Below are 13,802 nucleotides of genomic sequence, written 5' to 3'. Positions count from 1 at the left end.
TGTTTATTGACTTCTGTAAAAAAATAGATGTTGTAACATTGTAAAAAATGCTTTTTAAGTGCAATATCCGTTCAAATGAAAAACTATTTACTGATCGTTTTGCACAAAATTTTTTACTAATCTTAAATTAAACAACCTATCCAAAGCCTTTATACAATTTACTTTAGGTAAATTGTTGATGGCTCACCCCAAACAAAAATTGCAATATTTACCGGTTTCGTTTGAGCATGTGTTTAACACCGCCTCTAATAATAATCACTTTTATAAATCTTTCATTTTACTTTATGATTTCTTTGTGATTCCGGCATGCAATATTGTATAGCTTAGCGCATTATATTACTTCAACAAACGTATTTCAAAAGTGCTGTTTCCCCTTTTTATGGATTGATATCTACACTCAAATTTTACCGGATTTTAACTGACTTCACGGGAATTTTTTATCAATCTAAAAAATTATCACCATGGGTAAAGCGAACAAAGCAGGCTTTTTTATCATTGCAATATGGATGGTAAGTATTGGAATTTCGGAAGCACAGTTAAATGTAAGTAACTGGCACGTGGGAATTAACGGAGGCGTATTTGTGTACCAGGGAGATCTTACTCCGGAGATCATGGGATCGTACAAAACATTGAAGCCAACCCCTGGTTTGTATATTTCCCGTATTTTAAATCCATCTTTTATTTTGCGTACCAATCTTGCTCATGGAAATTTAATGGGCGCTGATGCACGGTATAGCAGCCCAGCGTACAGGCAGCAACGTAACCTGCGTTTTACAACACCGGTTACAGAATTTTCTGAACTGCTGGTATGGAATATGTTTGGTAACAATAGCAATGAAATTGGTAACCGCTTTTCGCCGTATTTGTTTGGAGGTGCTGGAGTGAGTTTTTTAAAAATAGACCGTAGCAGTAATTTAAATAAATCTTATTTTGTAAATGAGCTGCGGGTAACCTCAGGGCTTGCCGCTGATATGAGCAAAACACCGCCTCGCAGTATACTCATTTTGCCAGCAGGTATTGGAGTGGAATATTATTTAACTCCTAACATATCATTAACCGCTGAAACAAATTTCAGGTATACTTTTACTGATTACTTAGATGGCTTTAGCCGGGTTGCAAATCCGGATAAAAAAGATTTTTACCAATCGCATACCGTTGGACTGGTATTTAAATTTAACAAAAAAAATGAACTTGCTTGTCCTGTTGCAAAGCGCTAATAATAATAATTGTGAAAAACGAGGCAAATCAAAAAACCCTTTAAATTATTCTATTGCAAGATTTAAAAAATCGATCATTGGTTTGATTGTTTTAAAAACTTTTGCAACATCTTTAACAAGTGTTTTGCTTTGTAGTTCAGCATCGGTAAAGGTTTTGCTTACAATAAAGTGTTTCATTTTAAGGTAATGAATGGCTGGGTTATTTTCATCATAGCCTTTTGGTGGTCTAACAAGCGATTCAATTCCATCTACCCCCTGGGGGAAATAATTTTTAAATATTTTACTATCAATTATCTTTTTCCATTCAGTAAAATTGTAATCAATTTCCTGACGTATTTTAGTTAGCTCAGGAGAGATGGGAGAATAAAAACCACCGGCAGCATAACTCTTGCCGGGCTCACAGTGAAAATAATATCCGGCCACACTTGCCTTTTTTCCTCCACGGCTAAAATAGGCTGCCATATTATTTTTATAAGGGCTTTTGTTTTTACTAAACCGTACATCCCTGTTGATGCGGAAAGTACAATCTTTTACCTGCAGCGTTCCTATCGGTTGATCAAAAGCCGCAATTGCAGGTATTAACTGGCCGACCATTGTCTGCAGATCCGCTTTGGCATTTTCATACACGTTCCGGTGGGCATCAAACCAGGGCTTGTTATTGTTATTCTGCAGATCTTTTAAAAAACGTATGGTAGTTGGTTGAAGCATTTTTTAATTATTTTTTCTGATAAAAATGTAATGTTATACAAAAGGAATGTATTAGAGTTGACGCAGTAGTTTTGAAAAAAATAGTTTATGAAACAGGCAGCATTTTTATAAATTCTTCTTCACTTATTATTCTAATCGTCTGAATTTTTTTTGCCTTCTCCAGTTTACTGCCGGCATCTTCTCCTACTACAAGATAATTTAATTTGCTGCTTACACCGCTCACAATTTCCCCCCCGTTTTCTTCCACCTTTGTTTCTGCATCGCTTCTTTTTAATTGGGTAAGTGTACCGGTAAATAAAAATGTTTGTCCTGCCAGCGGTGTTCCGGTACCGGCTACCTGTTTTTTCTGATTTGTTAATGAGATGCCCAGCTGTTGCAGCTTTGCAAGCATTTGTAAATTTTCTGCATCGTGAAAAAACCGGTAGATACTTCCGGCAACTTTTATGCCCACATCTTCTGCCTGTTGCAATTGTTCTTCACTGTAATTTGTAAATTCCAATAACTCATCTACTATATTAGCCAGCGTTTTGGCAGTGGTTTCTCCTACATATCGTATACCCAATCCATAAATTAAACGGTGCAAGGGCTGTGTTTTAGAACTACGTATTGCATCCTGTAAATTTCCAAGCGATTTTTTTCCAAATCCCGGCAATTGCCCGATGGCTTCATAATTTAACTGGTAAATACCGGGTACATCTTTTAATAAGCCAAGCTCATAAAACTTGCGTACGTTGGCTTCACCAAAGCTTTTTATATCCATTGCATCTTTGCTTACAAAGTGAATAATGCGTTCTACTACCTGTGCAGGGCAGTTGATATTTATACAACGCCAAACAGCATCCTCTGCTGGCTTAAACAACAAGTGGCCGCATACAGGGCAGTGTGTGGGAAACTGTATAGCTTCTTCTTCGCCGGTGCGTAATTCTGTAAATGATTTTACAATCTGTGGTATCACATCCCCGCTGCGTTCTATTAGAATTGTATCACCCAACATAAGATTTTTTTCTTTGATATACTCTTCGTTGTGAATGGAAATACTGCTAACAGTTACGCCCCCCACAGCCACGGCTGCTATTCTTGCAACTGGAGTAACGGCACCTGTGCGACCAACCTGGAAGTTTACCGCCAGTAATTTGCTGGTTGCCTGCCGGGCTTTAAATTTAAATGCAATGGCCCATCGGGGATGGTGAGAGGTCATTCCAAGCTGTTCCTGTAAATGAAGGTCATTTACTTTAACTACCATGCCATCAATTTCATAAGTTAATGTGTCTCTCTTGTTTTCAAATTCTTTTACATGCTGAATCACTTTATCAATCCCCGTTACTACCAGCGCCTCTTTTTTTGGACTTCTGAATCCGAGATTCCAAAGCATATCCAACATACCGGAGTGGGTTAAAGGTTGGCGTTTATCCGTAGTAGTTATATAGCTTACGTGGTACAAAAAAGCTTCCAGGTTTCTGCGCCCAACTTCTGCTGTATCTTTTATCCGTAACGAACCTGCTGCGGAGTTTCGCGGATTGGCAAAAGGTGGAATACCTTCTTCAATCAGTTTATCGTTGAAGTTTTTAAAATTATTTTTATTGATCAGTACTTCGCCGCGGATCTCTATCTGGTAAATACCGTAGCTGCTGAATTTGGCGTTAAGCGGAACAGATTTTATTTGACGGGTATTGATGGTAATTTCATCACCCACCACTCCGTCGCCCCGGGTAGCAGACCGGGATAGTTTGTCATTTTCATATATCAGTGAAATGCTGGCACCATCAAATTTAGGCTCTACACAATATTCAATTTCGGCCAGGCTTGAAAGTTCTTTTACTTTTCTGTCCCAATCAATTAAATCGGCAGCATTATACGAGTTTTCCAACGAAAGCATTGGTACCAGGTGTTGTACTTTTGGAAAACTGCTTACCAATCCTTTACCAACTCTTTGAGTGGGGGAGTCATCGGCGAGGAGAGAAGGATTTTCTTTTTCAAATCTTTCCAGCAGTTTGTATAAAACATCATACTCTGCATCGCTTATGAGCGGATCATTTTGTACATAATACCGGTACTCATGAAATCGAAGAATATTTCTTAAATCGTCAATAAAGTGTGCTGTAATTTCTTTACTACCTGCGTTTAACCATTTATTGGTTTGTGCCTGTAAAAGTTTTGTTTGTTCGTTGTCGTACATATAATTTCTTCTGCTGTAAAATTATATAATTCGATGGCTAAAAACGGCATATAAAATAATACTAGCGGCAATTATTTTATACAACCGAAACAGAATGCTAACTGCTGCTACATTCAGTTTGCAAAAAAAGATACAAACTATCAGCAAGTATAAAAAATAAAAAAATAGGTTTGCCCAAAAAATAAAACGGGGCAAGAATAGTAAAACAATACATTCCATTCCCGTCGCAATTTGAAAATCTTAATGGGTTTGCTTTATCAGTTATATTTAAACATTTCTATTAAAGTGAAGGCATCAAATATGTAATAATTAACCCGTAATTCAGCAAATTATTTGTCTGAATCTGCAATGCTGCATCGGGTAGATTGCGTTTAATACTCAATTTTTACAAAACATTTTGAAATTCATTTTTAGTGAAAGATTCGTATTATTTTGTGAGTAATTTCAATTTCTGTGTAGCTAATTTAATGAGTAATGAAGTCGACCATGTGCTGAGATATTCTTCCTGAATTAAATTTTCAATGTTTGCTTGATAGCATGCAACACGAAGACTGACCCTGGTTTTAGCTTTTGGTACTAAAATGATTTTTTTTCGGAGCTCCCCGTTGAAAATTAATGAAGTATAATTTAAGGGATAATGTACATCATCAAAAAACAGTGGTGCATATGCCAATTGACTTTGCGAGGGAGTAATCATTGAAACAGAGTGAAAATGGCAGAATTTTAAGATTAAGTAAAAGTGAACTAGCAATATAGAGAAAATCAAATACTACAACTTTTAACAGCAGTAAAAGCCAGTAAGGAAACCGATATCATCTTAAACATCAATAGGTAAGCTGGTAGAATACACCGAAGAATTCTCCTGCACAAAAATCTAAATAGTACAGGTAAATTAACGGGAAAAGCAATCTGGTAGCGATGGAACTAAAAAGTGTGTAAAGAGGTTTAATAAATTATTTATGTAGCAGGTTAAGGATTAAGAAAAAGGCTCTCCTCACGGACAGCCTTAATAATTTTTTTTACCATTAAAATTTACCAGCTCTGTTTAGCGACGCCATTTTTTACGGCCTCTAAAGCGGTTGCTTCGCTTAACATGGTGGTCATTTTATTACCCTTACCGTCATGGCCTTGTGCCATGTAGCCGCCACGGGCTGTTTTGGTTATTACTGCATCCTGCAATGGAACATTTTTTTCCTTCGTTTTCATGCAATAGGCTGTTAACATTTTTGACATTTTGTAGAATTTATGGTTAGTAAATATGGGGGAAGTTGTAAACTTCAGGATACAAGCTACATAAATTATTGGGTTTACCAAAATTTGCTGCTTATTACGCTTTTGCTTTACACATCAATTTTTGCATATTTGGCATGGGTTTCAATAAATTCCCTTCTTGGGGGCACTTCATCACCCATCAGCATACTAAATACCCGGTCGGCTTCTGCTGCGCTTTCAATGGTTACCTGTTTCAAAGTTCTGGTAACAGGGTTCATGGTGGTTTCCCACAATTGTTCAGCGTTCATCTCACCTAAACCTTTATAACGTTGGGTGGTTACACTATCATCTTTTCCCTGCCCAAATAAGGTAATGAGTGCTTTTCTTTCTTCATCCGTCCAGGCATAATCCTGTTCTTTGCCTTTTTTAACAAGGTACAATGGAGGTTGGGCAATGTACACATATCCTTGTTCTACCAATGCCTTCATATACCTGAAAATGAAGGTTAAGATCAGCGTGGCGATATGGCTTCCATCCACATCTGCATCTGTCATAATGATTAATTTATGATAACGGAGCTTCGATATGTCCAATGCTTTAGGATCTTCGGGCGTACCAATTTTTACACCCAGCGCAGTAAACATATTTCTTATTTCCTCATTGTCATAAATTTTATGTTCCATGGCCTTTTCCACATTCAATATCTTTCCCCTCAATGGAAGTATTGCCTGGTAACTTCTGTCCCTTCCCTGTTTGGCGGTACCACCGGCAGAGTCTCCTTCTACAAGATACAATTCACAACGGTGCGGATCTTTATCGCTGCAATCTGCCAGTTTACCCGGTAAGCCACCACCGGTTAGTACACTTTTACGTTGTACCATTTCACGGGCTTTTTTGGCAGCAGCCCTTGCCTGAGCAGCTAGTATTACTTTTTGAATGATGGTTTTGGCATCTTTTGGATTTTCTTCCAGGTAAGCTACTAATACGCGGCTTAAGGTACTGTCTACCACACCCATCACTTCGCTGTTTCCCAACTTGGTTTTAGTTTGCCCTTCAAATTGTGGCTCGGGTACTTTTACCGAAATAATAGCGCTCAAACCTTCCCTGAAATCGTCTCCTTCAATTTCTACTTTCGCCTTTTCAAACATACCTTCTTTTTCACCATAGCTTTTAAAAACCCTGGTAATGGAACGGCGGAAGCCAGCAACATGTGTGCCTCCTTCGATGGTGTTGATATTATTTACATAACTAAAAAGATGTTCCTGGTAACCCGTGTTGTACATCATGGCTACTTCTACTATTACATTGCTGTTGGCATCGTGCCCATCGCAATAAATAACTGTTGGCAATAAGGGGTTGCGACCGGCATTTTTATCCAGCATTTCAACAAACTCTACTATACCACCTTCGCTGTAAAACGTTTTGGTGTAGGTGCTTCCATCTTCTTCTTTTTCTCTAAAGTCATTTAAAATGATGGTGATTTTTCTGTTCAAAAAAGCCAGCTCCCTCAAACGGCCTTCAAGGATTTCTCTTTTATACACACTTTCTGTAAAAATGCTCATATCTGGCCAAAAATGAACCCTTGTTCCTGTTGTGGTGGAAGTGCCGATTTCTCTAACAGCGTATTGAGGAATACCTTTGGAATACTCCTGTTCAAACTTCTTGCCCTCACGGTTAACGGTAACATGCAGTTTAATACTCAATGCGTTAACACAACTTACTCCCACACCATGCAATCCGCCGGAAACTTTATATGAACCCTTGTCAAATTTACCCCCCGCATGCAAAACGGTCATTACCACTTCCAGCGCACTTCGGTTTTCTTTGGTGTGCATCCCGGTGGGGATACCACGGCCATCATCTTCGACCGTTATAGAATTGTCTTCGTTAATGTTTACAGTAATATTTTTACAATAACCAGCTAATGCCTCGTCTATGGAATTATCCACTACTTCATATACCAGATGATGTAATCCTTTTACACCGATATCACCAATGTACATGGCTGGCCTTTTACGCACAGCTTCCAAACCTTCCAAAACCTGTATACTATCTGCCTCATACCCACCGTTTACAGATGGCGTGATCAGCGGCACTATTTCTTCAATTTCTGTACTCATAATTAAGGTCAAATTCTATTAAAGATTATCAAAATCGACATTCGTGCGAAGATAAGGAAAATCAGGGGTTTAAAGTAAATTATATCCTCCTTTTGGGATGGAATTATACAAAGATTTCCACACAAAATTTTAGCTTATTTAAGGACTTTCACTCCAGGAAAAAAAGGATCCTGTTGTTTGATGTTTTGAAGAAATACCCGAATTTAATGACACAATATTTACATAGTTTGTTGCATAAAGCCGGGGGCAAATCGCAATATATGTTGTATATTTGCATCGAAATATATCAATGAATCAACAAACAGACATACTCAATATAGCGCATAACCAACCATTCATGTTAAATGAATTGTCGGTATTGCAGGACATTACCCGTTCAGTTCCGGGATCGGTTCATTATTCTATTAAGCGTTACAGAAAAGATCCGCAATGGAATATGGAAGATACGGGCATGCTGGTGTATAACTATGAAAAAAATAATTTAGCAGACAATTATTTAGAATTAAAGTTTTGTGTAACTGGAAATGTGTATTGCTATGAAAAGCAGTCGGAGTGTGATTTTTGCAAGATGAATGCCTCCAAAACCTGTGTGGAAAAAGTCAACAGCATCGATGTGTTGAGTTTTAGTTTCAAACCATCTTATTTAACCCAGTTTGTCGGCGGTACAAAACAGCGAAATATCTCAGATGAGGTACTATCCTTCACACACACTACTTCTTTTAGTAAGTTATTACCCTTGTGTGGCAAAACCAGAATGGCTATCGAAGGGTTGCTTAACCACAATTATAGTGATACGCTTGAAAATATTTTTATAAACGCCCAAACACAAATCCTGCTTTTATATAGCCTTGATTGTATGCTGGGAGATAAGGAAGAGGTTTTTACCTGTAAGTTTTTGGCCAATGAGGCTGATAGGGAAAAGATTACCAAAGCCAGGGAAGTTTTAATACAACATATTGGTGAACCGCTTACAATAAAGGAACTAAGCCGCAAGGTGGCCATTAATGAATGTTATTTGAAAAAGGGTTTTAAAGAAATGTTTGGTACCACAATATTTGATTTTTACCAGAGTCAGCGTATGGAACATGCTAAATATTTGCTGTATGAAAAAGGGCTAAGTGTAACAGAAGTATCTATGTTGCTGGGTTACTCTTCCATCTCTCACTTCAGTACGGCTTTTAAAAAACATACTGGTATCAAGCCGTGTGAGCTGTTGCTGCGTTAATTGTTACCGCCCATTTTATATTTTGGCTGATAATTCGAAAATAAAAGTTTGAAAAAAAAGGTATACTAAAATTAATTAGTATACTTTTTTTGTCCTCAAATCATTTAGACTTTTCAATAATCAAATTTGAGATACTTTGGCTTTAAATTGATATTTGAAAATAATGGATAAAAAAAATGTTAAATACTGTTGGATAAAAAGAGGGAAGTGAAAAAGATGAAAAGTAAAAATAACGGGAGTAGGAGTACTCCCGTCTTTACCCTAATAAAACCCTAAACCAGCAAAATTTTTTGTCTTTAAACTACAAACTCTTTTAAATATTTTTAACATGGCAGCTGAGCAAAAAAAAGTTGCCAATACTATGCCAAAGGAATATAATGTGCAAAACTTAGAAAATATAGCAGGATTTTACTACAAAAGATCAAATTTTTTCAATTACTTCAAACAAGGCCATTTTACTACCTTTGCACCCATTTAAAAGTTTAGATAGAGGGAAAGTATATGGCTAGCAGATACAAAGAATACCAGCAATTGAATTTACCGCTTATTGGGGAAGAAATGCTGGCAAAATGGGAGAAAAACAATGCTTTTGAAAAAAGCGTCAGTTTAAGAGAAGGTCACCCTCCTTTTGTTTTTTATGAGGGTCCGCCAAGTGCCAATGGTTTACCCGGCATTCATCACGTAATTTCCAGAACACTTAAAGATCTTGTTTGCAGGTATAAAACCATGCAGGGTTTTCAGGTAAAACGCAAGGGTGGCTGGGATACACATGGGTTACCTGTAGAATTGGGGGTTGAAAAACTATTAGGTATCACAAAAGAAGATATCGGTAAAAAAATATCTGTGGAAGAATACAATGCCACCTGCCGCAGGGAAGTATTAAAATTTAAACATAAGTGGGATGATATTACCAAAAAAATGGGTTACTGGGTTGATTTGAACAATCCTTACGTAACTTTTGAAAATAAGTATGTAGAAACATTGTGGTGGTGTCTGAAAGAATTGTATAAAAAAGGGCATTTGTATGAAAGTGTAAGCATACAGCCTTACTCACCTGCAGCAGGTACAGGTTTATCAAGTCATGAATTGAACCAGCCCGGCACATATAAAGATGTAAAGGATACAAGTGTAGTGGCCATGTTTAAGGCAATAAAAAATGAAAAATTAGAAATTCTAAATGTTGATGGTGAAGTATTTTTTATGGCCTGGACTACCACCCCATGGACGTTGCCTTCTAACCTGGGCCTTACAGTTGGATCAAATATTGATTATGTCTTGGTAAAAACATTTAATCCGTACACACATAAGCCTAATAATGTAATTCTTGCCAAAGCCTTAATCAGTAAATATTTTAAATCCGAAGATGAGAATGGAGATTTTGAAAATTATAACATAACGGCAAAGTTGTTACCCTGGAAAATTTTAGCTGCATATAAGGGTAAAGATTTAGAAGGGCTTGAATACGAACAGCTCCTTCCTTCCGAAGCCAATACAATTGAAAAAATACAGGAGTTAACACCTGGAGCTAATCCTTTTAAAATTATTTCCGGTGATTTTGTTACAACAGAAGATGGAACAGGAATAGTTCATACATCCCCGGCATTTGGCGCAGACGATTATAAAGTTGGCAAGAAAAATAACCTGGGCATACTAACCCTTGTAGATAAGCAGGGAAAATTTGTAGATGGTGTGGGTGAGTTTAGTGGCCGCTATGTAAAAAATTACAAAGATGAAAAAAACTATGTTGATGTAAATGTTGATATTAGTGTAAAGCTTAAAAAAGAGAATCGTGCTTTTAAAGTTGAAAAATACGAACACAACTATCCACACTGCTGGCGTACCGATAAACCCATTATTTATTATCCGTTAGATGCCTGGTTTATAAAAACAACGGCTGTAAAAGACAGGATGGTGGAGCTTAATAAAACCATTAACTGGAAACCTGCGGCCACCGGCACAGGTCGCTTTGGTAACTGGCTGGAGAATATGGTGGACTGGAATCTTAGCCGCAGCCGTTATTGGGGTACACCTTTACCTATCTGGCGCACAGAAGATGGTGAAGAGGATAAATGTATTGGTTCTATTGCAGAACTAAATAGTGAAATAAAAAATGCCAGAGAAGTTTTAGGCGGTGAAACCAATAAACATTACCTCCATGAAAATTTACTGGATCTGCATAAACCTTATGTAGATGATATTATTTTGGTAAGCAATAATGGTAAACCAATGAAAAGGGTTTCAGATCTGGTAGACGTTTGGTTTGACAGTGGTGCAATGCCTTATGCACAATGGGGATTACCGGATACAACCTCTAATGAATTTGGCCCGTTAACTACAGAAAACTTCTGGCAATACCATGCTGCTTCAAAAAGCAATCCTATAGAGGGAGCCTTTCCGGCAGATTTTATTTGCGAAGGTGTTGACCAGACACGTGGCTGGTTTTATACTTTACACGCTTTAGGTGTTTTATTATTTGATAGTGTTGCCTATAAAACCGTTGTAAGTAATGGGTTGGTATTGGATAAAAACGGCAATAAAATGAGTAAACGCCTCGGAAACGTGGTAGACCCATTTAATACTATCGATACTTTTGGCGCAGATGCCACCCGCTGGTATCTGATTACCAATGCTTCGCCCTGGGATAGTCTAAAATTTGATGTGGAAGGTATCAAAGAAGTACAACGGAAATTTTTTGGAACATTGTATAATACCTATCAGTTTTTCGTGTTATACGCCAACGTAGATGGATTTGCTTTTAAAGAAGACTATATTCCCTTAAAAGACAGGCCTGAAATTGATCAATGGATCTTATCTGCCCTTAATTCTTTAATAAAAAATGTACAGGTTAGCCTGGATGAATACGAGCCCACCCAAGCTGGCCGTGCTATTGAAGATTTTGTTGATACTCTTTTAAGTAATTGGTATGTAAGGCTTTGCCGCAGGCGTTTTTGGAAAGGCGAATACGCAAAAGACAAGATATGCGCTTATCAGACATTGTATGAATGTTTGGAAACTCTCTGCAAACTGATGGCACCTATCGCACCATTTTTTTCAGACTGGTTGTACAATAATTTAAATTCAGTTACTCACCGGTTTAATAATGAATCTGTACATCATACTGATTTTCCGGTGGCCAATGAGGGTATGATAAATATTAGCCTCGAAAATAGAATGCAACTTGCGCAGGATGCTTGTTCCTTAATTTTATCATTGCGCAAAAAGGTGAATATTAAAGTACGCCAGCCTTTGCAAAAGGTTTTTATTCCTGCAATTGATGCTGATATGGCGGCAAGGATAAAACTGGCAGAAGAAATCATTAAAGCTGAAACCAATATTAAAGAGGTAGATATTTTAGGAGCAGAAAATGATTTTATTCAAAAAAAGGCAAAGGCTAATTTTAAAACCTTAGGAAAAAAACTGGGTGCCAGAATGAAATGGGCAGCTGAATTAATTGCCGCATTTGATAATGCAGCGATAGATAAAGTTCAGGATGGACCCTATTTATTAAATCCTGACTACGAAGTTAACAAAGAAGAACCTGTTTTTATAACCGCTGAGGATCTGGAAGTTTCTACCGATGAAATTCCTGGTTATGAAGTAGCAAATAAAGGAAGTTTAACCGTAGCTTTAGATATTACAATCACTGATGATTTAAAAAAAGAAGGCAACGCAAGAGAGTTTGTGAATAAGATTCAAAATATCCGGAAAGAAAGCAATTTTGAATTGACAGACAGAATAATTGTGACAGTATTGCAAAATGAAATAGTACAATCTTCATTAAATCAATATAAAGATTATATTTGCGCCGAAATTTTGGCAGATTCGATTGCTTTTTTACCCGTACTAAACAACGGCACTGAAATTGAAGTGAACAATTCCATCTTAATAATAAACGTAGTTAAAAAAGAAGAGTAGTATGGCAACAACAAAGAAAGCAGCAGCAAAGCCTGTTGTAAAATCTGCCCGAACTTCTGGCAATAAAACCGCCAAACCAGTAAAAAAAGCGGTACCTCTAAAAAAAGTAGTCCTTAAAAAGGCTATAGTAAAAGCTGCTGGTAAAAAAGTAATAAAAGCTGCGTCAAAACCTATTAAATCCATAGTAAAAGTCGTAATTAAAAAAGCTGTGCTTGTTAAAAAAAATACATCTGTACCAAAGGTCATTCAGGGTAAAAAACAAGTAAAGCCAATTGCAAAGCAAGTTAAAACCCCGGTTAAATCAGTTAAACCGGTTGTAAAACAAGTTATTAAAAAACCTGTAGCAATTAAATCTGCTCCTGTAAAAGCTGTTCCACCAGCGTTAAAATCTATGGCAAAGAAAGAAGAAATTAAAAAAATAGTAGCCAAACCAAGTGGTGAAAAAGCATCTGCGCCGGCCAAACCGGTAGCCGAAGTAAAGGCAAAGGATATTAAAGTTTCTGCCACAAAGCCTGTAGTAATTCCAAAAATTACTACTAAAACTGTGCGCAAATACCAACCGGATTTTACAAAGTCTGTTTTGGATAAAACTGAAAGAGATCCCGGTGCGCCAACACAACGTTATAGTGATCCAGAATTACTTGAATTTAAAGAACTAATTCAGCGAAAACTGGAAGCTGCCAAAAAAGAGTTATCATATTTACATGGTTTAATTACCAGAAAAGATGAAATGGGAGGCGATGAAGGTGATAACCGGTATATGACTATGGAAGATGGAAGCCTTAGCATGGAGAGAGAACAATTGAGCCAAATGGCAAGCCGCCAGATTACTTTTATTGATCATCTTGAAAAAGCCGTCATGCGGATTGAGAACAAAACCTACGGAATTTGCCGTGTAACCGGTAAGTTAATTGATAAAGCCCGTTTACGTGCAGTGCCACATGCTACGCTAAGTATTGAAGCCAAAATGGGTGCAGTAAAATAACTACAACTATTTTTAATTGCAGGGGAGAATTGTTTGAACAATTCTCCCTTACTTTTTTTGGTAAAAATTTCTCTCTTATTTTCTAAGCCTAAATTGCAGCTGACTTAAATAGGGTCTGCTCAACAACTCTAAAACGTTGGTATATTTGAGTTGTAGGTCAAATAAAACATTTGAGATGCAAGCCAAACCAATAAAAGCAGTAAAAAAGCGTGCAGCAACTCCGCAGTATGTTAGCCCAAACCAG

General features: G+C 37.3%; 8 protein-coding genes. 4 read left to right on the top strand and 4 right to left on the bottom strand.

Going from position 1 to position 13,802, the window contains the following annotated elements; genetic code table 11:
• The first annotated feature begins 461 nt into the window (after positions 1-461).
• Complete coding sequence (locus H7254_RS18200) at positions 462-1,217, top strand: DUF6089 family protein (protein ID WP_301934323.1); 756 nt, start codon at positions 462-464, stop codon at positions 1,215-1,217.
• A 45-nt stretch (positions 1,218-1,262) separates the two neighbouring features.
• Here the strand turns inward: H7254_RS18200 and H7254_RS18195 are convergent, their stop codons facing one another.
• From H7254_RS18195 to gyrB, 4 genes are all read right to left on the bottom strand, one after another.
• On the bottom strand, positions 1,263-1,925 hold the full coding sequence (locus H7254_RS18195) for a DUF2461 domain-containing protein (RefSeq protein WP_301934322.1): 663 nt from the start codon (positions 1,923-1,925) through the stop codon (positions 1,263-1,265).
• A gap of 85 nt (positions 1,926-2,010) precedes the next feature.
• A complete protein-coding gene (gene ligA / locus H7254_RS18190) occupies positions 2,011-4,101 on the bottom strand; it encodes an NAD-dependent DNA ligase LigA (RefSeq protein ID WP_301934321.1) in 2,091 nt (696 codons plus the stop codon).
• Between the two features lie 1,032 nt (positions 4,102-5,133).
• On the bottom strand, positions 5,134-5,334 hold the full coding sequence (locus H7254_RS18185; protein WP_301924438.1) for a hypothetical protein: 201 nt from the start codon (positions 5,332-5,334) through the stop codon (positions 5,134-5,136).
• A gap of 107 nt (positions 5,335-5,441) precedes the next feature.
• On the bottom strand, positions 5,442-7,433 hold the full coding sequence (gene gyrB / locus H7254_RS18180) for a DNA topoisomerase (ATP-hydrolyzing) subunit B (RefSeq protein ID WP_301934320.1): 1,992 nt from the start codon (positions 7,431-7,433) through the stop codon (positions 5,442-5,444).
• 289 nt (positions 7,434-7,722) lie between these two features.
• On the opposite strand from gyrB, the gene H7254_RS18175 reads away from it, so the two are divergent.
• The 3 genes from H7254_RS18175 (at position 7,723) to H7254_RS18165 (ending at position 13,558) form a co-directional block, all read left to right on the top strand.
• Entirely contained in the window at positions 7,723-8,658 is a 936-nt protein-coding gene (locus H7254_RS18175) for an AraC family transcriptional regulator (RefSeq protein WP_301934319.1), read from the top strand.
• Positions 8,659-9,159: 501 nt separating this feature from the next.
• Positions 9,160-12,573 carry an isoleucine--tRNA ligase gene (gene ileS / locus H7254_RS18170; RefSeq protein ID WP_301934318.1) on the top strand — a complete coding sequence of 1,138 codons (3,414 nt, stop codon included), beginning with the start codon at positions 9,160-9,162 and terminating at the stop codon, positions 12,571-12,573.
• A gap of 1 nt (position 12,574) precedes the next feature.
• On the top strand, positions 12,575-13,558 hold the full coding sequence (locus H7254_RS18165; RefSeq protein WP_301934317.1) for a TraR/DksA C4-type zinc finger protein: 984 nt from the start codon (positions 12,575-12,577) through the stop codon (positions 13,556-13,558).
• The last annotated feature ends 244 nt before the right edge of the window (positions 13,559-13,802 follow it).

This window comes from Ferruginibacter sp. (assembly GCF_014377975.1).
Taxonomy (GTDB): Bacteria; Bacteroidota; Bacteroidia; order Chitinophagales; family Chitinophagaceae; genus Ferruginibacter.
The sequence above is the reverse complement of the archived record's forward strand: the minus strand, read 5'-3'. Positions and strand labels throughout refer to the sequence as shown.